At 42.7% G+C, this 24,476-nt stretch carries 24 protein-coding genes; 4 read left to right on the top strand and 20 right to left on the bottom strand.

Going from position 1 to position 24,476, the window contains the following annotated elements:
- Positions 1-101 precede the first annotated feature (101 nt).
- The 10 genes from NLX74_RS10665 to NLX74_RS10620 form a co-directional block, all read right to left on the bottom strand.
- Positions 102-2,351: a methyl-accepting chemotaxis protein gene (locus NLX74_RS10665; protein ID WP_254328692.1), complete on the bottom strand. Its 2,250-nt coding sequence runs from the start codon at positions 2,349-2,351 to the stop codon at positions 102-104.
- 224 nt (positions 2,352-2,575) lie between these two features.
- Positions 2,576-3,907, bottom strand: a complete 1,332-nt coding sequence (locus NLX74_RS10660) for a peptidase U32 family protein (RefSeq protein WP_039272863.1) — start codon at positions 3,905-3,907, stop codon at positions 2,576-2,578.
- Between the two features lie 37 nt (positions 3,908-3,944).
- Positions 3,945-4,874 carry a peptidase U32 family protein gene (locus NLX74_RS10655; RefSeq protein ID WP_254328691.1) on the bottom strand — a complete coding sequence of 310 codons (930 nt, stop codon included), beginning with the start codon at positions 4,872-4,874 and terminating at the stop codon, positions 3,945-3,947.
- A gap of 11 nt (positions 4,875-4,885) precedes the next feature.
- A complete protein-coding gene (gene mltG / locus NLX74_RS10650; protein ID WP_254328873.1) occupies positions 4,886-5,914 on the bottom strand; it encodes an endolytic transglycosylase MltG in 1,029 nt (342 codons plus the stop codon).
- A gap of 94 nt (positions 5,915-6,008) precedes the next feature.
- The gene (locus NLX74_RS10645) at positions 6,009-6,314 is read right to left on the bottom strand and encodes a DUF1292 domain-containing protein (protein ID WP_254328690.1); all 306 of its coding nucleotides are present in this window, start codon (positions 6,312-6,314) and stop codon (positions 6,009-6,011) included.
- Positions 6,311-6,607, bottom strand: coding sequence for a DUF1292 domain-containing protein (locus tag NLX74_RS10640; protein WP_069290188.1), 297 nt, complete (start codon positions 6,605-6,607; stop codon positions 6,311-6,313). The genes NLX74_RS10645 and NLX74_RS10640 overlap by 4 nt, the downstream gene beginning before the upstream one ends.
- A 13-nt stretch (positions 6,608-6,620) precedes the next feature.
- Entirely contained in the window at positions 6,621-7,037 is a 417-nt protein-coding gene (gene ruvX, locus NLX74_RS10635; protein WP_061829280.1) for a Holliday junction resolvase RuvX, read from the bottom strand.
- A gap of 9 nt (positions 7,038-7,046) precedes the next feature.
- Positions 7,047-7,307: an IreB family regulatory phosphoprotein gene (locus NLX74_RS10630; protein ID WP_007431624.1), complete on the bottom strand. Its 261-nt coding sequence runs from the start codon at positions 7,305-7,307 to the stop codon at positions 7,047-7,049.
- Positions 7,308-7,443: 136 nt separating this feature from the next.
- Positions 7,444-10,077 carry an alanine--tRNA ligase gene (gene alaS / locus NLX74_RS10625; RefSeq protein ID WP_254328689.1) on the bottom strand — a complete coding sequence of 878 codons (2,634 nt, stop codon included), beginning with the start codon at positions 10,075-10,077 and terminating at the stop codon, positions 7,444-7,446.
- Between the two features lie 350 nt (positions 10,078-10,427).
- Positions 10,428-11,495, bottom strand: coding sequence for an AI-2E family transporter (locus NLX74_RS10620; protein ID WP_254328688.1), 1,068 nt, complete (start codon positions 11,493-11,495; stop codon positions 10,428-10,430).
- A gap of 212 nt (positions 11,496-11,707) precedes the next feature.
- On the opposite strand from NLX74_RS10620, the gene NLX74_RS10615 reads away from it, so the two are divergent.
- Positions 11,708-13,681 (top strand): methyl-accepting chemotaxis protein, encoded by a 1,974-nt coding sequence (locus NLX74_RS10615; protein ID WP_254328687.1) that lies wholly within the window; start codon positions 11,708-11,710, stop codon positions 13,679-13,681.
- A 166-nt stretch (positions 13,682-13,847) separates the two neighbouring features.
- Here the strand turns inward: NLX74_RS10615 and NLX74_RS10610 are convergent, their stop codons facing one another.
- The 3 genes from NLX74_RS10610 to NLX74_RS10600 form a co-directional block, all read right to left on the bottom strand.
- Positions 13,848-14,060, bottom strand: a complete 213-nt coding sequence (locus NLX74_RS10610; RefSeq protein ID WP_013311529.1) for a hypothetical protein — start codon at positions 14,058-14,060, stop codon at positions 13,848-13,850.
- A gap of 10 nt (positions 14,061-14,070) precedes the next feature.
- Positions 14,071-14,592 (bottom strand): PRC-barrel domain-containing protein, encoded by a 522-nt coding sequence (locus NLX74_RS10605; RefSeq protein ID WP_013311530.1) that lies wholly within the window; start codon positions 14,590-14,592, stop codon positions 14,071-14,073.
- Between the two features lie 136 nt (positions 14,593-14,728).
- Positions 14,729-15,880, bottom strand: a complete 1,152-nt coding sequence (locus NLX74_RS10600; RefSeq protein WP_254328686.1) for a cysteine desulfurase family protein — start codon at positions 15,878-15,880, stop codon at positions 14,729-14,731.
- A 622-nt stretch (positions 15,881-16,502) separates the two neighbouring features.
- Here NLX74_RS10600 and NLX74_RS10595 point away from each other — a divergent pair.
- Positions 16,503-17,627 (top strand): zinc ribbon domain-containing protein, encoded by a 1,125-nt coding sequence (locus tag NLX74_RS10595; protein ID WP_254328685.1) that lies wholly within the window; start codon positions 16,503-16,505, stop codon positions 17,625-17,627.
- Positions 17,628-17,811: 184 nt separating this feature from the next.
- Here the strand turns inward: NLX74_RS10595 and NLX74_RS10590 are convergent, their stop codons facing one another.
- From NLX74_RS10590 to NLX74_RS10580, 3 genes are all read right to left on the bottom strand, one after another.
- On the bottom strand, positions 17,812-18,597 hold the full coding sequence (locus tag NLX74_RS10590) for a hypothetical protein (protein WP_254328684.1): 786 nt from the start codon (positions 18,595-18,597) through the stop codon (positions 17,812-17,814).
- 13 nt (positions 18,598-18,610) lie between these two features.
- Positions 18,611-19,678: a thermonuclease family protein gene (locus NLX74_RS10585; protein WP_254328683.1), complete on the bottom strand. Its 1,068-nt coding sequence runs from the start codon at positions 19,676-19,678 to the stop codon at positions 18,611-18,613.
- 113 nt (positions 19,679-19,791) lie between these two features.
- Positions 19,792-20,127 (bottom strand): YolD-like family protein, encoded by a 336-nt coding sequence (locus tag NLX74_RS10580; protein WP_254328682.1) that lies wholly within the window; start codon positions 20,125-20,127, stop codon positions 19,792-19,794.
- Between the two features lie 158 nt (positions 20,128-20,285).
- Between NLX74_RS10580 and NLX74_RS10575 the strand changes: the two genes are divergently transcribed.
- On the top strand, positions 20,286-21,161 hold the full coding sequence (locus tag NLX74_RS10575) for a hypothetical protein (protein WP_254328681.1): 876 nt from the start codon (positions 20,286-20,288) through the stop codon (positions 21,159-21,161).
- A 215-nt stretch (positions 21,162-21,376) separates the two neighbouring features.
- Here NLX74_RS10575 and NLX74_RS25830 read toward each other — a convergent pair whose 3' ends face one another.
- The 4 genes from NLX74_RS25830 to NLX74_RS10560 form a co-directional block, all read right to left on the bottom strand.
- On the bottom strand, positions 21,377-21,460 hold the full coding sequence (locus NLX74_RS25830) for a putative holin-like toxin (RefSeq protein WP_223822117.1): 84 nt from the start codon (positions 21,458-21,460) through the stop codon (positions 21,377-21,379).
- Between the two features lie 108 nt (positions 21,461-21,568).
- On the bottom strand, positions 21,569-21,952 hold the full coding sequence (locus NLX74_RS10570; protein WP_254328680.1) for a hypothetical protein: 384 nt from the start codon (positions 21,950-21,952) through the stop codon (positions 21,569-21,571).
- Positions 21,953-21,965: 13 nt separating this feature from the next.
- A complete protein-coding gene (locus NLX74_RS10565) occupies positions 21,966-23,108 on the bottom strand; it encodes a hypothetical protein (protein WP_254328679.1) in 1,143 nt (380 codons plus the stop codon).
- 170 nt (positions 23,109-23,278) lie between these two features.
- Positions 23,279-24,046, bottom strand: coding sequence for a hypothetical protein (locus tag NLX74_RS10560; protein WP_254328678.1), 768 nt, complete (start codon positions 24,044-24,046; stop codon positions 23,279-23,281).
- 79 nt (positions 24,047-24,125) lie between these two features.
- Between NLX74_RS10560 and NLX74_RS10555 the strand changes: the two genes are divergently transcribed.
- Positions 24,126-24,476: a hypothetical protein gene (locus NLX74_RS10555; RefSeq protein WP_254328677.1), complete on the top strand. Its 351-nt coding sequence runs from the start codon at positions 24,126-24,128 to the stop codon at positions 24,474-24,476.

The raw sequence follows: 24,476 nt of genomic DNA, 5'->3' as shown, positions 1-24,476 counted from the left end.
CATCTTTTGCTTTCCTTCTTGAGGGATTTTTAAGCACATCCATAAAAAGTACAAAACCACGGAGATCAGTGACATTCCTGATTCCCATGGGTTTGTTATATCTACACCGTAAATCGCGAAAGCTGTTCCTTCAAATTCACCGATACTCCTTCCAGCTTATCCGACAAACCTACCAGTTGATTACCGATATTGGCCTGCTCAGTGCTGAGCGAAGCGACTTCCTGCGAAGTAGCCGAGGATTGCTCGGCCACCGCACTTACATTGGTCATTGCCTCGGACAAAGTGGTCTGCGATTCACTCAGATGATGAATGGAGGCGGTAACCGTTCCCAATCGTAGCGCGAACTCTCCCATTTGCTGCTGCACCGATTGGAAAATGTCCGTTGTTTCCTGCACGGCTCCCATCTGTTCCCGGAACAGCGGGTACACCTCAGATAATGCCTGTACCGTTTCATTCATTTCATTGACGATGTTGTTAGTAATGCCTGTAGCCGTACGAATAGCTTGACGTGATTGTTCAGCCAACTGCCGAACTTCATTAGCTACCACCATAAAACCACGCCCCGCCGTCCCCGCTCGTGCCGCTTCAATCGTCGCATTCAGTGATAGAATATTCGTTTGTTTCGCAATATCCTGTAGTACGTCCAGCACCTTAAATACATCCGAAGTTGTCTGCTTCAGTTCATCTACTTTGCCCACCAGAGCATGTGTAGTTTCTTCCGTAACCCGAGTCTTGCCCAATAGATTTTTCAGCTGAATGGTCCCTTTTTCACTGGATTGTTCAACTTCTTGTGCGACCAGACTCATTTCATAATTGGAAGCCATCACCGTGTCCATTTGCTGAGATATATTCCCGGTTAGTCCGCTGCCACGTTCAGCCTCTGTTGCCAAACTGGCGGCGCCATGAGCAATCTCTTCCGTTGCTGCTGCAATTTCTTTGGCTGAAATGGCTGTCTTCTTCGAGGCATCGCCTAATTCTGTCGCTGTATTCAGAACTTCCTGAGCTGAGGCATTCGTCTGTTGTACCAGCAATGTAATCTGCTCCATCATCATATCAAAGCTTTCTGACAACTGCCCAATTTCATCCTGAGCCTTATAGTTCGTTCGGATTTGCAAGTTGCCTTTGGCGCCTTCGACCATTAAATCCTTCAGATGTGTCAATGGACGAGCCACGAGGCGCACGATCCACAGGCCAATGAACAATGCAATGAGTGCAGCCACTGCAGCAAATATCCAGGTTGTGGTTAGAATCCCCTTAGCGTCTCTCACCAGCTCAGATACAGGTACTACACCCACGAGAATCCACTTGGAAGTTCCCAGCGTATTATGAACCGCAAGCACACTTTGCTTTTTGCCGTCTGCTTCCTGCTCCATAATTTGATTTCCTTCGATTCCTTCAAGCTTGGAAACGTAATCCAGCTTTGTCTTCCCTCCTGTCAAGCTCTCATTGTTAGAGCCTACAAACTCACCCTTGTCTGTCACAAGGCTAATCATACTGCCAGAGCCCAAATTAATACCTTTTAACTCGTCCTCCACCGCACTGGACTTTAAATCCATAACCAGAACATAAGTCCCTCCCAACCCGGACATGCTGTTCATGGAGCGTGCCAAACGAAAGGTTTTGCTACCATTGTCATTCACCTGCGTAGGAAGCCAAACCATTCCCTTGTTTTTCAAAATATCCTTAAACCACGCTTCCTGCCGTACATCCTTTTGTGTTCCGGTGCCCATAGCAGCTAAATTGGTTTCTTCCGGGTACAAGTACATTGAATCAATCGCTTTATTCGTAAAAGCAAGATTCGTTAGCTTCTTATTCACTTCGCCCATAGCAACAAAAGATGCAAAGGGATTTTTATCTTGCTTTACAGCCTTTTGCAACTGATCACTTAATTCAGTATCAAAAAATACCTGTGTCGATGTATCTTGAAAGCGCTCTAGAATAATATCAAGCTTTTCTGAAGTTTGCTGAACGGTCTGCTGATAAGCCGTAGCTGCATTTTGCTCAATCGTACTTTTAGCCTTGTAGTATGAGAGCATCCCCAAGCTGACCACAAATAACATAATTGCCGCAAAAAAGATCAGAAACAACTTCATTCCAACCGAACGTATCGGATTATAGTTTTTGACCAAATGCATGAAGTCTTTACTGTACCTTTCCGGCTTAAGTAAACGCTTTAAATTGTGTGTACCTTTATGAGTCGCTTTAGCTACCCAGGGGGCAACCTTCGAAGACACCACACCCGTTTGTTCCCCTTTTTCCGTGTTCACTTTACTGCCTTTCAAACTCTGCATTTGATCCGTTTTCTTGGGTTGCTTTTTTACTGTATTCCCCTCTTTTTTCCGTAAACCCATTCCTCTCACCTGCCACCATATAATTAGTTTCTAATTCCACGTCATCCATTATGTATCTATTATCTATATAACTTCTATCGGAACTATTCGACAAGGAATGTAGCTTTCCTTTGAGTATCAACTAAATTTTGTGAAACTTTTTTCCTAGAAAACTATTCAAAAAAAAGCCTCTCCAACCGATAGGAGAGGCTTTTGAATCTTTTAACCTGTGACTTAAGGCTTATTTACTTCTTTTTACGCATCATATCAAAATAGGATACGGGTTGATCTACCTTCATTCTAATTCGTTGAAGCGGGTGACGAGCAGCATCCAATTCGTTGCCTTCTTCATCCCATATCGTTCCGACCGTTTGTTTAAAGAATGTTCCGTTCGGGCCGAAAAATTCAATTTCATGACCGGGTTTAAAATGGTTCCGTTGTTGAATAGTTGCGATGCCACTCGCGGCATCGTAGTCCATGACCAGTCCAGCAAAATCATAAGGGACTGCTTTTTCTTCCGGCTCATAAATATGATCCTCATGATCCGGTGTATCGTAGAAAAATCCTGTATTCAGCGGGCGATTGGCTGCCTTGTTAATTTCTTCAATCCATTCTGGTTTGAGCACATAATTTTCAGGATCAGCCATATAGGAATCAATCGCTTGACGATAGACATTCACGACCGTAGCCACATAGTGTATAGACTTCATACGTCCCTCTACTTTAAAACTGTCTACACCTACATCAATCAGATCAGGGACATTTTCAATCATACACAGATCCTTGGAACCCATAGAAAAAGCATTATCGCTCTCTTCAAAGAGTGGAAGCTGGTTAACACCGAGTTGGAACTGTTTCAGTGCATTGCTGTCCTGTGCCTCTTCCTCAGATATCCAAACTTCACCTGGGCGTGCATCCTCAAACAAATCGTATTTCCAGCGGCAAGACTGACAACATCCCCCACGATTGGAATCACGGTCTGTAAAGTGATTGGACAACACGCAGCGGCCGGAAAATGAAGAGCACATCGCACCATGGACAAAAGCTTCGATTTCGATGTCCACATGCTTTTTAATTTCTTCGATTTCCTCTAGACTGGTCTCACGACCCAGTACCACACGCGGTAGTCCTTCGTTTTTCCAAAACTTTACCGCTTGCCAGTTCAGCGTGGACTGCTGTGTACTCAAATGCACTTCCAATCCAGGAACAGCACGCAATGCCACGGATACAATAGCCGGATCAGCGACAATAACGGCATGAATTCCTGCCTCGTACAGATTGCGCAAGTATTCCTCGATTCCGGCAATATCTTCATTGTGGGCATAGATATTGGTGGCCACAAGCACCTTAGCACCGTACTTGTTGGCAAATTCTACACCTTCGCGCATTTCTTCAAAACTGAAATTATCAGCGTTAGAACGCAGACCATATTTTTGTCCACCAATATATACAGCATCCGCGCCATAGTGAACGGCAAACTTCAGCTTTTCCAGATTTCCGGCAGGAGCCAACAGCTCCGGCTTATCCAGACGATTCCGTTTACCTATATATTTTCTCGTTTTGGTTATCGTCCCCATGACGTTCCCCCCTCTGTGAATTCAATTCATTTTAAAATTAATAAACCTGCTCTTTATAGAAAAATCCGAAGGAAAGTTCCCGTTCTGGATCTTGAAGACGGCGAACTTCATCCAGCCAGCTTTCATCATAAGCATAAGCATCCGGGTCAGCTGTATAAGTATCTATTGCTTTACGATAAGCACGAACAACCGCCTCATTGTAAGCCGTAGGTTTCAATAAGCCCTCGATCTTAAAGCTATGCACGCCCGCCTCCATTAGAATATGCAGATCCTCCATGATGCAAAAATCATCTGAACTCATAATATGTGTCCCATTAATATCCTCGTAGATGGGGAACTTTTCTTCCTTCCGCTCTGCTTCAATCAGAAACAAGCCGCGCCCTCTGCCCAAATCGCCTTCTACATTACGTCCCTGGTGCAGCATATAACTTTGAACAAGCTTACGCTTGGAGTGATAAATATTGGTCATACCATGTACCTGAACCTGTGCTTCTATGTTCAACTTTGGTATCATTTCGGTAATTTCATCCATACTGAGCTCACGAGCCAAAATGACCCGGGAAGCCCCTTTTTCACCCCAATAGTTGGCGGTTGCGAAGTTGGTGGAGATCATCTCACCGTTCCAGAACAGCTTAAGGTGCGGAGCATACTCCTTCACGGCCATGAGCACTGCGGGATCATTAAACTCAATGGCATCAATGCCGCATCCAGCTAGGGTCTGCACATATTCGGGAAGGAGCGGCAATAGCTCGTTCGTCATCAAATTCGTCATGGATACATATACCTGTGCCGTATGCTTGCGTGCCTCTTCCACCACTTCACGGATTTGGTCAGGGGTAAAATGTCCCGGCAGCCGCATTCCAAAGCGGTCATCTCCAATAAGTAATGCAGTAGCTCCAGCCTCCAGCATATGGCGGGCATCCTCCGGAGAGCTGGCAGTTGCCAGTAGTTCGGGTTTGTAAGCCATAGGCTCACCTCCTAATTTGTCTTACGGTTACTTACCTGAATGTTATGCAAATGTTCTTTATACGTTTTGGCAAACAAATGTTCATGTGTCCCATCTTTTTTGGTCACATAAAATAAATAATCTGTAGCTTTTGGCTGTAAAGCCGCTATCACTGAGTTTAGACTGGGACTTGCAATCGGCCCTGGCGGAAGTCCCAGATGCAAATACGTATTATAAGGGCTTTTCACAGCCAAATCCTTGTAATACAGCCGTTCTTTTTGCTTGTCCAGCATATATTGAACCGTAGCATCAATTTCCAACTTCTTACCCTGTTTGATCCGGTTATAAATGACGCCAGCTACTACAGACCGCTCATCTTCCACAACCACTTCGCGCTCTACGAGAGAAGCAACTGTCAGCAGTTGATGCAGCGTTTCATCCCTCTGTTTCAGCTTGGCATCCAAATCGGAAACAGTTTCTAACCGCTTTTGTGTCTGTTCTAGCATCACCTGTATAATATCTTTGGCCGTACTGCCCTTTTTCAGCTCATAGGTTTCCGGAAAAAGATAGCCCTCCAGCGCATAGCGAAGCCCCGCCTGCTTTGGAATGTCCCGCACTAGCGCGACGTCAAAAGCGGACGGATCGTTGGCCAGTTGCAAAAATTGCTGCCGATCTGCCAATCCTTCCTTTTGCAGCTTATCAGCCATCTGTCTAATCGTAAAACCTTCCGGGATTGTAAAACGAATCATTTCCTCTTTGACAACATCTCCAGCCGATAACTTAGTAATCAACTGATCAAAGGTTGCGCCAGGCTGCGCCTCATATTTTCCGGCCTGAAATGCGCTTCCTTGCTGTTTGAATTTCACATAAGCCTTAAACACGAACGCATTACGTATAAGTCCCTTCTGCTCCAGCGTATCTGCAATTGCCGATGTTCCTGTTCCCTGCACCACCGTAAAAGCAACGGGTTGTGTTTGGGGCTGAACAGGCTGCAGGGCATTCCAAATATAGAGGGTTGCCCCTCCTGCTATAATGATAAGCAGTAGAAACAACGTAAACATCCTCGTCCTTCGCTTCACATCCACCCAACTCCTTCACAGCCAAAAAGGGCGGACTGGTCCGCCCTTTCAGGTTTGATCTCATCGCTATCCAGACTTACAGTTCTTCCGGCAACGTACATTCATCGTACAGTTCGGAAATATCTTCCCACTCATCATCATCTTCAATGGTGGTGATGGAGATTTCGCCGTCTGTGGATGAGCTTACATGGTATAGTTCATGTTCGCCAACAGTAGCCCCAGGTCTACGCAATACAGCGTACCGTTGTTCACCTACCTTGAACTCTGCTTCCAATTCCATGCGAATTGCATGGCCCTGTTCATCCTGTAACTCTACATCGCCGTCGAACGTTTCCTTCAAATCAGAGGTCCAACTCAGGTCTTCACGTGAATAGCTCGTCATTTCCCGTCTTCCTCTTCTTCTACAAATGTATTAAAGGTCTCTTCGACGATTTCCCATTCGGCATCGTCTTGGATCACAAACAATTTAATATCATCGCCTTCTTCCTCGTAACGGAAGGCGTACACATCGGACTCATCAGCTTCAGGGTCCACTGGCGCAACCATCATGTACTTCGCTTCGGAACCATCTACCTCAAACTTCATAATGACCTCGAACTCTTCCTCGTTGCCCTCGTCATCGGCAATATAAATAATTTCCGGCTCTTCTTCCATACCCACTTGATTTTCAGCCATTACGAAATCCCCCTCACCTTGTACTGTGTGCGTCCAAATAGTTTTGCAAGATCAGGCTTGCGGCCAGTTTATCTACCACCTGCTTGCGTTTTTTTCGGCTGACGTCGGCCTCCAGAAGCGCACGCTCCGCCGAACGCGTCGTCAGCCGTTCATCCCAAAGGTGAACGGGTAAACCCAGTAACTCCTTGAGTCGGTTCGCAAACTCGATGCAAATCTCACCGCGTGGACCCACGGTTCCGTTCATGTTTTTCGGCAAGCCTACAACAACCTCGCCGACCTCATTGTCACGAACCAAATTTGCAATTTTACCGAACTCGCTGTCGTCACCGCGTCGTTCTATGACTTCCAATCCTTGGGCGGTCCAGCCGAAGGCATCACTTACGGCGACCCCAATTCGGCGATCCCCGTAATCCAATCCCATTACTTTCATGCCTGTCTCCTAACGGTGCTTGGCGAGATAGAAACGAACCAATTCTTCAATCAACTCATCGCGCTCTTTTTTACGTACCAGGCTTCTGGCATTATTATGCCGTGGCACATAAGCCGGATCACCGGATAGCAAATAGCCGACGATTTGATTGATCGGATTGTATTCTTTTTCCACCAGCGCATCATATACGGTCAACAAAATCTCCTGAGCAGAAGCTTCCTTCTCATCTGCCTTGACATTAAATTTGACCGTTTTGTCCATGGAATCCATTGTTGACACCTCGCTTCCACAAAACATGTGTACATGTTTATGCCAGCTTATTCTTTTACATCATACCATAAGCAAAGCCCTACAAGGAAATATCTAAGCCCGTTTTTTCCCAAAAATCCGCAAAAATTATCGAACTTTATCCTTGTGAGGCTGCCGACACCAGTTCATGCGCACGTTGAAGTGCTTCGTCCAGCTTGCTGGCATCCTTACCACCGGCTTGCGCCATGTCAGGTCGTCCGCCACCACCGCCACCGCATACGGCAGCAATTTCTTTCACGAGCTTGCCTGCATGAAGTCCAGCCTTGGTATGCTCTGCCGGAACTGCTACGACAAAATTAACTTTGTCGTCCATTGCAGCGCCGAGCACCAGCACAGCAGCCGGAAGCTTCCCTTTCAGTTCATCAGCAATCGCACGCAACGCATCCATGCTGGAAGCCTGCACGGGTGCAGCCAACAGCTGCACCCCGCCTGCTTGCACGACCTGATCGGTCAGCTGGCCTGCCTCAATAACGCTCAGCTTGCTTTGCAGCGATTCATTTTCACGACTGAGGTCTTTAATTTGTTGCTGCAAAGATTCGATACGCTTAGGTACCTCAGACAGCTTGGATTTTACAAGCCCAGCCGACATCTTCAACAGTTCTAATTGACCTTCCATATATTCAAAGCCAAAACGTCCGGTCACCGCTTCAATACGACGTACACCTGATCCAATGCCGCTCTCGCTGACAAGCTTGAACAAGCCAATTTGCGAAGTATTGCTGACATGACAGCCACCGCATAGTTCAATGCTGTAATCGCCTACCTTAACGACCCGTACGATATCTCCATACTTTTCACCGAACAGCGCCATTGCTCCGAGAGCCTTGGCTTCATCAATCGGTTTCAGTTCAATATTAACGTCCAGTTGACTCCAGATGGCACGGTTTACACGCAGTTCAATATCCGCCAGCTCTTCTGGTGTAATGCTTCCAAAATGGGAGAAGTCAAAACGCAGACGCCCAGGCTCTACCAAAGAACCCGCCTGATTGACATGGTCACCCAGCACTTCTTTAAGCGCTTTGTGAAGCAAATGTGTAGCCGTATGGTTTTTCTCTATTTCTCCACGTGAAGCTTGATCTACTTCTGCTTTCACCGTATCGCCAACGTTCAGCTCACCGGCCTCTACAACAACCTGATGCACATGCTGACCTTGTGGCGCCTTAAACAGCCCTTCGACCTTCGCGGTTACCGTACCTCCACGCAGCAAGCCTTGATCACTGACTTGTCCTCCGCTTTCGGCATAGAAAGGAGTCACATCCAGCACGACCTGACAAGACTGCCCTTCACTAACACTGTCCACCAGTGCATCTTCATATACAATCGCCACTATTTTAGACTCAGTTATGAGGTCATTATATCCAACAAATTCACTTTTAACCGCCAGATCGGACAAAGCTCCGCCCTGAATCTTCATGCTGGCGCTGTCCTGATGAGCATCACGGGCACGTTTGCGTTGCTCCTGCATCGCTTCATCAAAACCTTCACGGTCTACTTTCAAGCCTTGCTCGTCCGCATAATCCTCTGTAAGATCGAACGGGAATCCGTACGTATCATACAGTTTGAAGGCATCTGCTCCGCTAATGACATTGCGACCTTCGGCTTTCGCCTGAGCACTGATATCGGACAAAATGACCAATCCATCTGTCAGTGTTTCATGGAAGCGTTCCTCTTCCGTTTTGATCACTTTGATGATGAAATCACGCTTGTCCACTACCTCAGGGTAATACACCCCCATGACATCCCCAACGGTTTCCACCAGCTCAAACATAAATGGACGGTTCATGCCGAGCATTTTTCCATAGCGTACAGCCCGGCGCAGCAAACGGCGGATCACGTAACCCCGTCCTTCATTAGAAGGCAGCACACCGTCACCAATTGCAAAAGCTACGGTGCGGACATGGTCAGCAATAACCTTAAGAGCCACGTCACTGTCCACATTTTCGTTATATTTGACTCCTGCCATCGCCGCTGTTTTTTGGATGAGTGGCTGGAAGATATCCGTATCAAAGTTGGAATCCACATTTTGCAAAATGGATGCAAAACGCTCTAATCCAGCCCCTGTATCAATATTTTTGTTTGGAAGCGGCGTATAGCTGCCGTCTTTGTTATGGTTGAATTGTGAGAATACGAGGTTCCACACTTCCAGATAACGCTCATTTTCTCCCCCTGGATACATTTCAGGGTCCGTCATGTCGCTGCCGTAGGCTTCGCCACGATCATAAAAGATTTCCGTACAAGGTCCACAAGGGCCTTCACCGATATCCCAGAAGTTATCTTCCAGTTTGATGATACGTTCGGCAGGAAGTCCAACTTTTTCGTTCCACAGCTTGTACGCTTCCTCATCCTCAGGATATACAGTTACAGCCAGACGTTCCGGATCAAAACCAATCCATTTCGGGTCCGTCAGAAACTCCCATGCCCATGTAATGACTTCTTCCTTAAAATAGTCACCAATGGAAAAGTTGCCGAGCATTTCGAAAAAAGTATGATGACGGCGCGTTTTACCGACATTCTCAATGTCGTTCGTCCGGATACATTTTTGCGAATTAGCAATACGTGGATTCTCCGGCTTCACACGTCCGTCAAAATAAGGCTTAAGCGGCGCCATACCCGCATTAATCCACAGCAGGGAAGGATCTTTATGTGGAACAAGCGGTGCGCTTGGTTCAATCACATGTCCCTTGCTTTCAAAAAACTCCAGCCATTTGGAGCGGATTTCACTAGCTTTCATATAAGTAGCCTCCTAATTATGGTGTCACTGGTTCCTGGCACTGGCCATAAAAAACAGAAAAACGCCCCTGAACGGATCAGGGACGATTGTATCGCGGTACCACCCTGGTTAACGCCGTCCCCTCTGTACGAAATGCCCATGCGCAGGCTGCACACCAACATTTGCTTAACGGACGATCGATCGCCTTGTTTTCACTGGTAACGGGAGCATCCCGGCGGGTTCAGCCCGCACTTCGAAATGAGCTTTCCCTACTGGATAAACACATTTAAACATACTCAATTCAGTATATCCGTGTCATTTAGCCGTGTCAACGCGATTTCAGACAAGATACATACGGTGTATGGACAAAATCAGATTGTTTTCCGCTTCACATAGTAAGCAAAAAAATGCTGAAGTCCTACCTTTACAACCGCCATCACGGGAACCGCTAAAATCAAGCCGGTAATTCCCGCAATTTCCCCACCCACTAGCAGAGCGAAAATAATGGCTATCGGATGCAGATGCAACGTTCGTCCCACCACTTGGGGAGAGATGACATTGCTCTCCAACACTTGAATACAGGTGTTAACGACCACGACCAAAAGCACCATTTTTAAGGAGACCGTAGAAGCCATGACTACTGCCGGAGCGGCTCCCAAAAAGGGGCCCAAATACGGAACGATGTTAAAAACCGCAACCACTCCTGCCAGCAACAGCGCATAAGGCATGCCAATGAGCATATAGCCGAGATAAGCCATCACTCCAATAATGACGCATACCAGTAATTGTCCCCTAACATAGTTGCCAAGCGCCTGATCAATTTCCTTAAGTACCGTTACAATCGCCTTGCGACGAGAACGCGGGAGGTAAGACACAATCGTCCGCTCGAACACATCAAAATCCTTCAAAATATAAAAAATGAGGAACGGTACAATGAACACATTGAACAGCATGTTGATCATCCCGCCGATGTTATCCATAAAGGTAGAAATCCCTGTTGCCATCCGATTCTCTAATTGGAAAAACCATTGATTCATACCCGTTCGCACCCCTTGGGGCAAAATGCCGCTATCCATACTCGTCATTAATCCCTGTGCATGCACGGTAAGCTCAGGCAGATGCTCATTCAGCTCATCCAGTTGTTCAATGAACATTGGAATCAGGTTCATCAGAATCACAACAAGACTGGCTAAAAACACAGCATAGATGAGCAGCACAGCTACGCTTCGAGGCACCTTGCGACCGCCCAGCATACTGACAACGGGATTAAGTACATAGGAGATGATCATCGCTACCGCAAACGGAGCAATGATTGTTTTCAGAAATTCATACAAATGCAAAAACAAAGGTCGCAGCAGCCAGATAAAATATAGAATGACAAGTCCCAGCAGCGTCCATATTCCGTACCGGAACAGCCTACTTTTCGTTAATTGCTCCATTTCGTGCCCCCTTACCGGACTAGCCTCCTTTAAGTATATGCCTGTACCTCCACTTTAATCCTTCCCGCAAGTCTGGATTGCCCTATAGATTACTATTGTAAAAAAATGATGAAAACGGATGAAAACAATTAACAAAGTCATTCCATCTGACGATATAAGTACAAAGCACTACTTTAAGCTTTCACATTTCTGAAACATCGGGGGGTCGTTACATGAACTTAAAAATCAAGCTTATTCTCCTTTTTACTTGTATTGTTATCGTTGCAGCTGGGCCATTGTCGATCATTAGCATGACAAGCGTTAAAAATCAGGCCAACCATGATATCCAAGAGCTTATGAACAGCAAAGCCTCCGAAACCGTCAATCAGCTCGACGGATGGATAGGTGGCAACGCCAAAATTATTGAAACATTGGCTGCAGGTCTGGAATCCAGCGATATTTCATCAGATGCCAAAGCCGTATCTCTGAAAGCAGCTTTTCAAAACTATAAAGATCAAAATATTTCCAATATTTACGCAGGCTTTGAAGATGGGTCCTACTGGGATGGATCTGGCTGGTTTGAAGCAGGTTATGATCCTCGCGCTCGACCGTGGTACAAGGATGCCAAAACCAAGGGAGAAATGTATTACTCGTCCCCATACATTGATGCAGGCAGCAAGGACTTCACCATTTCCATTGCTAAGCCTCTCAAGGATTCCAACGATTCTATCACCGGGGTAGTCAGCGAAGACATTATGCTCAACGATATGACAAAAATGATTCAAAGCATAAACCTGAACGGATTGGGCTACGCATTTCTGATGGACCAAAATGGAGCCGTGATCGCGCACCCAGACAACAAGCTGGCTGGCAAAAACCTCAAAGATACCCCCGAGTTGGGTTCATCAACCGCGGACCTGCTGAGCGCAGCTTCGGGAAGAACAGACTATAGCTACAATGGAAGTGACCGTCAGCTTTATTTTAAAAAGATGCCTAGCACAGGCTGGATTGTAGGGTTGTCTATTTCCAAAGAAATTGCTTTTCAGGAGTATTACTCCACTCGTAATACATTGATTATTACGGTTGCTATCATCTTGGTCGTCGCTATGCTGCTGGCAATCTGGGCGGCAAACAACTTTATTAAGCCGATTCGCAGACTCCAAGCGAATGTCAAACGTATAGCTGATGGTGATATGACCGCTCGCGTAGATGTTAAGGGTAAAGATGAAATTGCCAGCCTGGGAACAGATTTTAATATCATGTCTGATAATCTCTCTCACCTGTTGCGCAAGGTATCAGATACGGCGGGCGATGTCAGCTCAGCTTCCCATGATATGCATCAACACGCCAGAGATACTGGAACCATCGCGTCACAAATCTCCAGTGCGGTTCAGGAGCTTGCCCAAGGAGCGAGCGATCAAGCTGAGGCTGTATATTCCGGCTCTGAGAAGCTGACTCACATGACAGGCTCCATCGACCAGATTGGCGAAAGTGTCAAACGGACCCAAACTGCCGTGTTCGAAACAGATTCTGCCGTGCTTGCAGGGTATGAAACAGCAGAACGCCAAGCGAAACTGGCCGCCGAGTCCAGACAAACGACGACTGCGGCAGGAGAAGCCGTAGATTCGCTCGCGCTGAAAACTCAGGATATTGAGCGGCTAGCCGGGGCCATCCATGATATCGCCGCACAAACAAACCTGCTGGCCCTCAATGCATCTATCGAAGCAGCACGGGCCGGGGAACACGGACGAGGTTTTGCCGTCGTCGCGGGAGAAGTGAGAAAGCTGGCTGAGCAAGCGGGCAGTTCCAGTGACAGTATCATGAGTAAGCTGGAAGAAATTAAAATTGCAGGAGTACAAAGCGCGGAGGAAATGAAGAAAGCTCTTGCTGTAACTGTAGAACAGGAGCACGCTGCCATTGCAACGAGACAGGCGTTTGAATCCATTCGTGGCGCTTCTCAGCATATGCTTGCCCAAATTGAGGACGTTACCGCCGCCGCAGATCATCTCCGTGTGAATGCCGGGCATATTTCCGACGTCATTTCCAGCGTTGTCGCTGTTTCTGAACAAAGTGCAGCATCTACAGAGGAAGTGGCTTCTTCTGTACAAGAACAAGGTCATGCCATGAACAATATTGCCGACCTTTCTGCCAAACTCGATTCTCACGCTGATCTTCTATTGGAAGAGGTCAAACGCTTTAAATTGTAAAACTAACCATCTTCATAAATATGATATACAAAAGAGGGTGCCTCGAACGGCCATATGGCCGTTCGGGGCACCCTCTTCGTTGTTTTTTATCAAGCGTTATCCAACCTACTAAGCCGTATGTAGCCACACCTCTTAGTAAGCAGCCTGTCCACTTTCGGTGTCAAGCTTAGGAAGAAGCATGAATTTGCGGCAAGTCCTGTTGTGCCATCTCGTCTCCAAAGAATAGGTCGTCCAGCGAACTGAGCGTTCCATCCTCTTCCACTTGGTAGACAGACATTTTTTCACCATTCACCTGAAGTTCGATAAAGCATCCCCAGCAATAAAATTGATGGGAGCCGATTTTGCCGATATCTTTGGAATTACAATTCGGACATCTCAATAAACTCACCCTATCCATTAACAGAATATATGGCTTTTTCCAGACGCTGCTCGCTTAACGGGGGAACCATAACGGCATTTTCCCCGATGGACATATCTTCGGTGCAGGGCAGCCATTTCCGCCCTTCTATAATATCCGATACAAAACCATCGCTGATTTCCAAGCCTATTATGTTATTGCCCATTTCCTGGTCAAAATAAACATCCGAGATGTGCCCGAGCATAAGCCCTTCCTCTGTTAGCACGGATAGATCCTTCAGTTTACCGGGTCCAAGCAAGTACGTATGTTGTATATCATGGGCCTCCGTTTTACGGACAGCCTGCTGATTGCGAATCATGATCGCATCCTCACCGTAAGCAACGATGTCATCCCAAGCAACCATTTTCACGTGAGAAGAAAAAAGCCCTTTTCCTTCCAACTCGATCCCTGTGATTCGCCAATCAGCTGTCACCATAAAGTCATGTATTTTGCCAATCTGCTTCCCGTCCTCCACATCGAAAACGGCAAGTCCGATCATATCTTGAAGCTTCATATTATAGGGTACCTCCTCATTCTGCAATCCGAACGAAGGTGCGGTCATTTTCCTACATGCCTGTCAGACCTTGCTTCCGTTCATGCAATGAAATGGAAAACCGCCCCTCCCTTCTTATTAAAATGCGGAGAAATCCCTAGTACCTAGTACGTAGCCGCTTCCATATGGTTTCAATTTTCTTGGCCGTGTATTCCATTTCTTCCGTAGTATTACCCAATCCGAAGCTAAACCGAATCGCTGAATGTAAAACATCTTCAGGAAGATCCATCGCCTGCAATACATGCGATAGCTCTAGAGATCCGGAAGTACAGGCTGATCCGCTTGCTGCTGCGATTCCTTCCATGTCAAGGTTCATCAGCATGGTCTCTGTACCAATGGCCGGAAAGCTAACATTGAGGACATTAGGTAAAGAATGTTCAGGGTCACCGTTAATCACAAAATTTTGGCTACCCAGAGTGTCTTCCAACCCTTTAAGCAATGTCTGACGAAGAACTGTATCGTGCGCCTCACGCTCCTCAATGGAAGCATTAGCAAGAGTTGCGGCTTTAGCCAGACCCGCAATACCAGCGATGTTTTCTGTTCCGGCACGGCGTTTCTTCTCCTGAAGACCCCCATGCATTAGCGGCTGAATGCGTGTACCCTGACGGATATATAATGCACCCACCCCTTGTGGTCCGTTAATCTTATGACCCGACACACTCAGTAAGTCAATCGGGAGATTCCGGCAGTCGATGGATATATGACCGAAAGCCTGAACCGCGTCTACATGGAATACAATGCCATGTTCTCTCGCAATCTGCCCTACTTCTGAGATCGGCTGAATGACGCCCACCTCATTGTTGGCATACATCATGCTGATCAAAAAAGTGTCCGGTCGAATGGCAGCCTCGATATCCGCAGGGTTCACGCGTCCAAAACCGTTGACCGGGACATAAGTCACCTCATACCCCGCTTTTTCCAGCTCATCACAAGCATGAAGCACTGCGTGATGTTCAACTGCGGTTGTAATCATATGCCCGGAAGTACGGCCGTCTGCCGTAGCCGTCCCAAACAGGGCCAGATTATCGCTTTCTGTCCCTCCGCTCGTAAATATAATTTCTTCAGGCTTGCAGCCCAAAGAGGCCGCAACGGCATCCCGAGCAGCGCTGACGGTGCGCTTGGCATCGCGACCAAAGGCATGAACGCTCGAAGCGTTGCCAAATTGGCCGGTCATGATGTCCATCATAGTCTGCGCAACCTCAGGATGCATAGGAGTCGATGCGGCATGATCCAGATAAATTCTGTTCATGTTAATCCACCTCAAATATAGAACATATATAAGTCGTTATCTACACAAGCATACAGGAAGCGAGTTGAAGCCGCAAGGGTAAAGGGTTTTTGCGATTTTTGAGCTAGTTACATCTACAAGAAAAAATAACGATCTACAAACCTTTTTGCGGGTAACTTGCGGGTAATGATTAGAAGCCTTATTGGCATATGCCAGTAAGGCTTCTTTACAATTCACCTAATTACATGTCTGATTGTTTTACTAAGCATGTCTCCAAAGAAATTTCCTAAAAACCATTGTCATGCTTTTTATCATTATCATTAGTCTGCAATTTCAAACGATGATTTTTCTAGCTGATCTTGCTAAGTCTGTTCTTCCGTTGAAATTCTTACATATAAGTCTGTAACACTGTATACTTCCATATTTTTGTATAAATATATTCATAACAATCGGCTCGTAATTTATCAGTAGAATCAGATGTAATAAATTCAATATGCATCTATGCATCACCTCGTTACATTTTATTTTTTAGACAGGTTATCTTAATTATCCCCATGTAATTAGACCTAGAAAAATATTCCTACGTTTGATAGACTACTTTTTATGAAGCGACAGAGTTTCAAGAAAGGTAGGAGTACAAAGAATGCGCTGTGATAAATGTGGGAAAGAAATACCCAAAGAAAGCGTCTTCTGCAATTATTGCGGAAAGGAAATAACTATCAATATTGCTCAGCAAGAAGAAACATCCGAAATTAGGAATGATGGTTCGATTCCTAAGAAAATCAGCTATAGGAAGAAAATTATTATTTCAATTGCTCCATTTCTTATTTTATGTCTTATTATCGTAGGCTATTTAATTGCAGCTCCCTATATCAGTTATATTCAGGCCAAGTCATTAATGAATAACGGTGAATTTGACAAAGCATCTCAAGCCTTCACTAATTTGGATGGGTACAAAGATTCCGATGAGTTGATTAATGAAACCAAATATCTAAAGGCACAACACCTGTTAAAAACTAAAGAATACGAAAAGGCTATTGAAATGTTTATCAATTTAGTCAACTACAAAGATAGTGTCAAGCTAAAAACAGAATCAACATACTTACTGGCAAAGCAAAATTTCTCCCAGGATAACTACGCTTCGGCAATTGAATTACTTGAACAAATCCAAGAATATAAAGATTCATCTGATTTGTTGCAGGAAGCAAACTACCAAGAAGGCCTAAAGCAATTCAATGCATACAACTTTCAACAAGCAATAAAGTTATTCACTGCCCATAGTGACTATCAAGACTCAGAGAAGTATCTGGCTCAAGCTTTCTTATTAGACCATTTTCAAGGTATATGGAGAGATGATGATGGATATAGAAAGCTGACCTTTAAAAATGGAGTAGTAACCAAGGTGTTATTTTATGGTTTAAAAGATGAAAGCACCTACACCTGGTCAACAGCCCTCGTAGGGAAAGAAATGCACGACGACAACGGTACAGTATATTATCTCAAAAACGATAAGCTAATCGAAAAGGATAAGGACCCTTACTTTGGTTCCAAATCATATACGAAGATCGGTAACTACGATGATATTCCACCAGAAAAACTTGCTCCCCAAATCGGTATGACCGAACAGGAAGTAATGGATTCTAAATGGGGACTGCCAACACACGTAAACAAAACCACAACTGCATATGGCATAAGTGAACAATGGGTCTATGATAATTACAAATACATCTATTTCGAGAACGGAATCGTAACGACTATTCAAGACTAATTTATTATATGTTAACGACTTGACAAGCCAACGCGAGTTATAAATTTAGCTAACACACTTTCGCCCAGAGGTTTTCACGCATCCTTCATGTGATCTATATATCGGGTAACTACTCAAATATACAGAAAATAAAGGCACATACCATTTAAGTTGGTAAGTACCTTTATTTTGATTCACTAAATTGCTAAAGAAGTTTTGAATTTTTAGAAGTTTCTATATAATCTATTTTATCTACATTAATAATGACTTTCGAATTTTTTTCTTTTTCAAACACTAAGAACTTACTATTGAGAGAGCTATCTAGGTACATTTCCTCCATTAATGTGGGTATACCAGTAATCTTAATATTAAACTTATTCTTTGGCTTGCTGTATATCTGTAAAATTTTTATTGGATATGCTGTATACACGCGTGCAAGAATATATAGAGCAGCATACAAGATAATAATTGCATTAGCCGAATTATGAGATTCGTCGTAAAATTTGGCATGAATTAAAAAAATACTGTTCTCTTTTAAACCATAATATTCAGTAATAAAAATTGAAGATGTTGCGATTAATTGGGCATATAGTAATCCCACCAAAAATATCTGTACAAGCGACAATGTTATTTTGAAATTCTTCTGGCTTTTAAAGATAGGCCTAAAAAGATTAAATAATTTAATTTCGATTTTAGGTATTGAAACATCATATACACAACTAGTGTATATATAAAGAAGTATAACAGCAATGTATTCCCATAATAAGCTATATCTATTTGCATCAAATACCATAGCAATAAACAACGTACTGAAAATAAATATTAAAGCCTCACTAATAATCCATCTTGTAGTCCTTAATCTGCTGACTTCAAAATACTTCTGCAAATCTGTTGACTTAAAAAAATCTACTGCTCTAATTATTATAAAAAAAATAGCGACAATACAAAGAAGAAGTCTTGAATTAGGTACGAATTTTAACAAATCCATCATATTTCACCCTCTTTTATCTTTCGCAAGCTATACCATCACCATCACGATCCAGCTTTCTACTGTAACCTGGTTCTCCTTCATAGATTGGATCGGCGCCAGCAGCACGAACCGCAGAGCAGTTTTTATAGTACACATCGCTTGATGACTCTTTTGGTTCTGAATAATCTTGAACAACTTCTTTTTTAGGAGTAGCAACTTTCGGCTTAGACTCTTTCTCGCTAGAGTCACTTTTTGGTGATTCAGCCTTGGCTGTTACCTCTTGAGCTGCCTTCTGATTGAATCCATCTTCTTGCGCATAGTTTTCAATACTCCAGATTCCTGTTCCACTCTTTTGAGCAGTAGCTTGAATCTCCTTGAATTGATCGACATATTTAACGTTTGGAGGATTTATGTAGGCAACCCGAGCATAACCTTTCTCGATCAACATTTCATTCAACATCTTATCTCCAACCCATACATAACCAAGTAGACGACCATACTTATCTCGTTCTGAAACATCAAGCTCTAGGGAAAGATTACCCTGCTTTAATTGCTTCAGCGTAAAAGCCGAAGCTTCTTTTGCGTACGGTTGGACTGGTGTACCCTGTTTTACGCTTTCTGGCGTATCTACTAGGAGTAGTCGAATCTTTTCCTCCTTCCCTTGAACTGATGCTTTAAATGTATCTCCATCCGTTCCCGCTATTAAAGTTATAGAAATACGTTTTGGTTGTTCAGAATCCGCCTTTTCGTTAGATGCTGAGGTAGAAACAATGTTTGAAGTTTGCTCAGATTTTGGTGTAGTAGGTACCACAGAAGTTTGTTCTACTTTAGCTGGAACATCTGGTGCTTTATTCGCTAATTCCTGCTGCTTAACATTCGTTAGATTCCCTATGAACGCTAAAAAGAAAACCCCGGCAAGTGAAAATAAAACTATTGCTAGTTTACTCTTCCGATTTTCTTTCTTAGCATTCTGATATTTTTTATACCCCCAATAACCAAGTCCCCCTGCGATAATAAGCAATCCTAAATACTTAATAATCGCAACAGCTACAATTACTGCAAAGATAATTCCTATGATCTTTCCCTTTCCATTACTTTTCATGATATCCCCCTAGGTATTTAGTTCTAGGATAAATATACCATGAACATTTTCCAATATATATACTTTTATTACAAAAATCGCACGAACATTTTGTTATTCTCTAGATTTATCTGCTAGATACTTGCTAAAATGATATCCTCCAACTTGATCCAACTAAAATCATCCTCGCCACGAAACAGTTTTACTTCCCTGCGAGCAGTATTTATAGACGTGATTACACCTGTGAGTTCTTCGTCATCGAACGGACTAAAAACCACTATCGATATAGGTTGACGTGTGTTGTAAGAAACTATGAGCACCTGCTCAATTAGCTGCATTTCTTGATCATCAAGTTCAGGCTTACCACGCCGTTGGCGATCTTTCATAAGCTTTAGGTATGCTTCCTTATGTTCAGGGATGATTATCCGACTGCTTTCCCATAATCCATTGCCCTCAAGTTTCTTTCCCATGTATACAGCCTCCTGATGTGTTATGTAGAAATTATATTCCGAACATACGTTCTAGACAAGGCTTTTTGCATGGTGTATCTAAAACTTTTTTGCTAGAAAAATATTCCTAGGTCTGATAGACTAATTTTGACAAAATAATATAGAATAGGGGTTTATGAATGGTCGTAATTGCTTTAATTGCTCTATTGGCGTTTATTGTATTTTTTATTTGGTGGACTATTGCTTTAATAAAACGAAACGGGAAGGCAAAAAAGCCATTTATTCTAGGTGTGATTTCAATCCTGGTATTTATAATCGGAATATCAACGATGGACAATCAAAAACAAATTGAACCTGTTACCCAACAGGTCGTCATTTCACCTGATAAAGAAGGCCCAGCTGCGTCGGCACAAAAAGAGGCGAATGCTAAAAAAGCATTAATTGATACATCGCTTCCTTTTGATAAGTTTACGTCCACTTTCTATGCACTACCAGCATCAAAACAAGGAGAAGTATTTGATAGTGTGAGAAACGAGGTTGTTTCATGGACAGGAGTTGTTATTGAAGCTGGATCAAGTAGTCTCTATGTTTACGGTAACCCATCAGACTACAACGGTGAATCTTGGTCAGAAATCAGTGAAGGAAAGGAAAAACTCGCAGATGTAGTCGTTGTAAAGGTTTCTGATCGTTCAGAACTAAATGGCCTTACTCAAGGGGATATAGTTAACTTTAAAGGTGAACTCGGTTCCCGTGGTGTTAAGGGGCAAGCTAACTGGAAACTTTACAACGGAAAAATAGAAGGACGTACAGTAACTGACTCGCAAAACCCAGGGTTCATTACTAAAGCTAAATATAACAAAATTAAAAATGGAATGACTTATGAGCAAGTAGCAAAGATTATAGGTGGTCCTGGGGAGGCTGTTTCAGAGTCTGGTGAAAAAGGCGATGAGGACTATATTGTAATATATTCATATGAAGGTGGATTTGGAGGTAATGCCAGATTCTTATTCGTAGGTAATAAACTAGATACAAAAGCACAATCTGGTCTTGAATAAAAACATCCCCGAACAATTCGGGGTTTTAATATTTCTATAATCATTATGACTATTGTCAACAGAGGTAATTCCATTGCCTGTATAAAATGAATATGATAACATAAGAATAGAAAAAGGGAACGGCTACCACCGCTTCCCTGTACGACTTACCGCTATAAGAGCGGTCAGCAATTGAGGTTTGATCCAGAAATAGACCGTATCCTCGCCAGGGCGGTCTATTTCCGTTTATGGAAAGAAAGTATCAGAATCACCAACGTTGCGAATTGAATCATCAACATCAGCGTATCTTTAACTTCCATGGCGTCACCTCCCTTCCGGGAGATTAGCCGACCGCCCTTTATAGCCGTTTTGTCGCACAATCCAGATTATACCACAAACAAGCCCTAGATAGGTCCGGAGACTTGCTTCTATTTTTCCATTAACTTATTAAATATCTCTCTATCTTTGGAAGTAAAGTCGGTAATCCGTTTCTTTTGCTCGTACGTGTTGGTACTTGAATCTAATTTAATGAAGCCATTTTCCCCAACCACATATACGATATTTTTTTTTATCTTATATGACACAATATTATCAACAGCTTTTTCCAGTGGATCAGCAAGATGATTATAAAGTATTAAAGGGTCTTGCGGCCCCCCTCTCAAAATTTGAAAAGTCCCGTCACCAAAATATTCTACGGTATCTTTGCCTGATGGGTATTTATACTTCGTATTATCTCCAAAATTCACCAGGAAAATTAGAGTAGTAGTTGTAACTAGTATAGCAATCAAGATAATGATGTATCTACGCTTCATCTGCAATTCATACCTACTTCCAAGCTTTTCTTAAATCAGTTACTGTAACATAAGATGTATACTCATTGAGCGTTCCCCATGATTCCATTAAGTTTGTTAGATTGGCCGCAGCCCAACCAAGTTTGTTATCCCCAGTAAACATTTGTTTAAAATTATATTCGAAATTATATACATCATAATATATTGCAGTAATTTTCCATTGCCCATGAACGTAATCTCCATTTATTTTATAATACATGTTGTGAAAAGCATTATATAAATCTCTATTACTTTCTAGCCCCTCAGATCCATTATATGAAAAACTTTTAACTTTATTAGCGTTAGCTTTTTTGACTGCGGCATTAACTATGGCGATGTGCTCTTTAGATTTTTTAACTTGCTGCGCCTCGTATGACCATTCGTTAAAGTTTAAATTTCCTGGTTTGTAATCAAGTGAATGTTTAAGTAAATTGGCTGTGATGTCCCCGTACTTTTTTCGAGCTATAGGAACAGCTACTAATGTAAATGCTTTACGATCAGGATAATGTATTACAGTGTCTGTCGAATCTTTTACCTTCTCTACGCCTCGTACCCAAGTCTTTTCTAGTTCTACCATAGGATTTTCAAACGGAAAAGTAATATTTCCTGCATACACTAACATATTCTTACTATATGAACCTTCCAGTACTTTTTGCGAGACATCAGACTGATCCTTTTCTCTTGTTTCCTTAGGTTCTAACTGAGGACTGTACTGAATTTTTCCCAATTGATCTTCTTTTTGTTTTAAAACAAGTTCAAACTCAAGAATCTCTTTACTGGTATCAATCTGTTCTTGATACTTAACTACATAAGCGTGTGTAAACGTAATATCTCGGATTGTGTTTTCATTTCTAACGATTTGGATATTACATTTGCGATAGTAATCCTCACTATCAGGTTTATATTCTGTATTTGCCCATGTATACAGCATGTTGGAATTATCCGCATTGTCTATAACTGAAGGAAGTGAATGAAGCGGAATTTTGCTTCGAATATGTAGTGAATGAGCCAAGTTTGTAGACTTAGCTAAAAGGTTCATGGAACTATTATTCATATAAGTAAAGCCAGTGATTTCACCCTTTTCAAACTCGATTGGCTCACCACCGGATTTGCGTTCTATTCTTAATGAAATACTCATTGAAATAATCTCCTCTGTTAATTCAATCTAGTTTCGTAGGAAAAATTTGTGAAAAATATTTTCCAAATATTAATATATACGAAAAATATTAAATAGTAAACATATTTTCAACTTGATAAAGGACGTAAAAAAGCCCTGCTAGCAATTCGCCAACAGGGAAAGTAAATATCTTAGTAGTTGTAAGTGTTACTTAAAACCAGCTTCGAAGATTTTCCATGAACGGTTATGTCTGCTTCTGTTGTTACCCCTACTAAGGCTTTAAGAAAATCCTTCTGACCTAAAGCTACTGGTTGCCATCCATAGTTTACATTTTGATCAAATGTGTTTGGTCCAGGATTTGTTATAGCTATGGCTTTAACATTTTGATCAAATGTTGAGCCATTTCTGTTAACTCCATTTTGCCCCATTCGATATCTTTTAAATCCAATTGAAACCGGAGTAGTATAGTCATTAATTTTCCATCCTCCAGTTACGCGTGTTAGGCTGGCATAGACTCCTTCATCTATATTTTCTTTTAAAATATAGATAGTAGAATAAGTAGTCACTGAGTAACTATCATCTGATTTTGATTCATAATTTGAACTGGTATAGACTGCTGCCGCAGAAACAGCATAAATATTAGCTTCATTACTTTGCTTTGTGTTGAGGGTACTGAACGATCTGTTAACTTCATTACCAACCAACTTAGCAGTTTTGTAAGTCTTAACATTAAAATCTTGTCCATCAATAGTGTAAGTAGATTCTGTAACAGTATCTCCAATATCCAAATCGGTGATTCCTCTTTCAGCACGGGTAATGATTTCATCCACATTTGTAGCTTGGTTAACTTGATATGTAGCTGTTTTTTCTGCACTTGCATCATTTGAATCTGCAAAAGCAAAAGATGGAACTGATAATAGAGCAGTTACAATCGACATGATAATTAGCTTTTTTTTCATTAATTTTCCTCCTAATGTATGATATGATATTATTTATACAGTAAAAATATACAAATAGCAATACATTGGAGGAAAATTAATGAAAATAATGTTTAAAATTGTATGGACTCTTGGTTTTGTGATTTTTGTAAAATTAATTAAAAATTCTGAATATTATTTCCAAGAACAAATGTCCATTACTTTTAAGTACCAACCATATTTAACATATCAATGGATTCTATATTTTCTACTAGGAATATACTTTTCATTAATTTTTGTAAGAGGTCTGAAATTAGCATTTAAAAGTGATATTTTTTTCTTTGCTTTCCTTCCTTCATTTTTGGTTATAATTTATTACTTGGTAGAAAATTATTTATTTTCAGGTCTTAGCCTAATATTTATGTTATCTGGCTCCTTGTTGTTCTATAGCTTGTTTGGAGAAAAAAAATAA

Origin of the sequence: Paenibacillus sp. MZ03-122A, from assembly GCF_024213325.1 — a bacterium.
GTDB lineage: Bacteria > Bacillota > Bacilli > Paenibacillales > Paenibacillaceae > Paenibacillus > Paenibacillus polymyxa_B.
Note: the sequence above shows the minus strand (reverse complement) of the source record. Positions and strands in the feature narration are given on the sequence as shown.

Excerpts from the sequence above, each read along its gene's own strand:
- NLX74_RS10655 (WP_254328691.1), bottom strand. The coding sequence starts at position 4,874 with ATGGCTTACAAACCCGAACTACTGGCAACTGCCAGCTCTCCGGAGGAT.
- NLX74_RS10665 (WP_254328692.1), bottom strand. The coding sequence starts at position 2,351 with ATGGGTTTACGGAAAAAAGAGGGGAATACAGTAAAAAAGCAACCCAAG.
- NLX74_RS10660 (WP_039272863.1), bottom strand. The coding sequence starts at position 3,907 with ATGGGGACGATAACCAAAACGAGAAAATATATAGGTAAACGGAATCGT.
- ruvX (WP_061829280.1), bottom strand. The coding sequence starts at position 7,037 with ATGAAAGTAATGGGATTGGATTACGGGGATCGCCGAATTGGGGTCGCC.
- NLX74_RS10615 (WP_254328687.1), top strand. The coding sequence starts at position 11,708 with ATGAACTTAAAAATCAAGCTTATTCTCCTTTTTACTTGTATTGTTATC.
- NLX74_RS10575 (WP_254328681.1), top strand. The coding sequence starts at position 20,286 with ATGGTCGTAATTGCTTTAATTGCTCTATTGGCGTTTATTGTATTTTTT.
- NLX74_RS10555 (WP_254328677.1), top strand. The coding sequence starts at position 24,126 with ATGAAAATAATGTTTAAAATTGTATGGACTCTTGGTTTTGTGATTTTT.
- mltG (WP_254328873.1), bottom strand. The coding sequence starts at position 5,914 with ATGTTTACGTTGTTTCTACTGCTTATCATTATAGCAGGAGGGGCAACC.
- NLX74_RS10640 (WP_069290188.1), bottom strand. The coding sequence starts at position 6,607 with ATGGCTGAAAATCAAGTGGGTATGGAAGAAGAGCCGGAAATTATTTAT.
- NLX74_RS10570 (WP_254328680.1), bottom strand. The coding sequence starts at position 21,952 with ATGAAGCGTAGATACATCATTATCTTGATTGCTATACTAGTTACAACT.
- alaS (WP_254328689.1), bottom strand. The coding sequence starts at position 10,077 with ATGAAAGCTAGTGAAATCCGCTCCAAATGGCTGGAGTTTTTTGAAAGC.
- NLX74_RS10595 (WP_254328685.1), top strand. The coding sequence starts at position 16,503 with ATGCGCTGTGATAAATGTGGGAAAGAAATACCCAAAGAAAGCGTCTTC.
- NLX74_RS10600 (WP_254328686.1), bottom strand. The coding sequence starts at position 15,880 with ATGAACAGAATTTATCTGGATCATGCCGCATCGACTCCTATGCATCCT.
- NLX74_RS10630 (WP_007431624.1), bottom strand. The coding sequence starts at position 7,307 with ATGGATTCCATGGACAAAACGGTCAAATTTAATGTCAAGGCAGATGAG.
- NLX74_RS25830 (WP_223822117.1), bottom strand. The coding sequence starts at position 21,460 with ATGGAAGTTAAAGATACGCTGATGTTGATGATTCAATTCGCAACGTTG.
- NLX74_RS10585 (WP_254328683.1), bottom strand. The coding sequence starts at position 19,678 with ATGAAAAGTAATGGAAAGGGAAAGATCATAGGAATTATCTTTGCAGTA.
- NLX74_RS10565 (WP_254328679.1), bottom strand. The coding sequence starts at position 23,108 with ATGAGTATTTCATTAAGAATAGAACGCAAATCCGGTGGTGAGCCAATC.
- NLX74_RS10645 (WP_254328690.1), bottom strand. The coding sequence starts at position 6,314 with ATGACGAGCTATTCACGTGAAGACCTGAGTTGGACCTCTGATTTGAAG.
- NLX74_RS10590 (WP_254328684.1), bottom strand. The coding sequence starts at position 18,597 with ATGATGGATTTGTTAAAATTCGTACCTAATTCAAGACTTCTTCTTTGT.
- NLX74_RS10620 (WP_254328688.1), bottom strand. The coding sequence starts at position 11,495 with ATGGAGCAATTAACGAAAAGTAGGCTGTTCCGGTACGGAATATGGACG.
- NLX74_RS10560 (WP_254328678.1), bottom strand. The coding sequence starts at position 24,046 with ATGAAAAAAAAGCTAATTATCATGTCGATTGTAACTGCTCTATTATCA.
- NLX74_RS10605 (WP_013311530.1), bottom strand. The coding sequence starts at position 14,592 with ATGAAGCTTCAAGATATGATCGGACTTGCCGTTTTCGATGTGGAGGAC.
- NLX74_RS10580 (WP_254328682.1), bottom strand. The coding sequence starts at position 20,127 with ATGGGAAAGAAACTTGAGGGCAATGGATTATGGGAAAGCAGTCGGATA.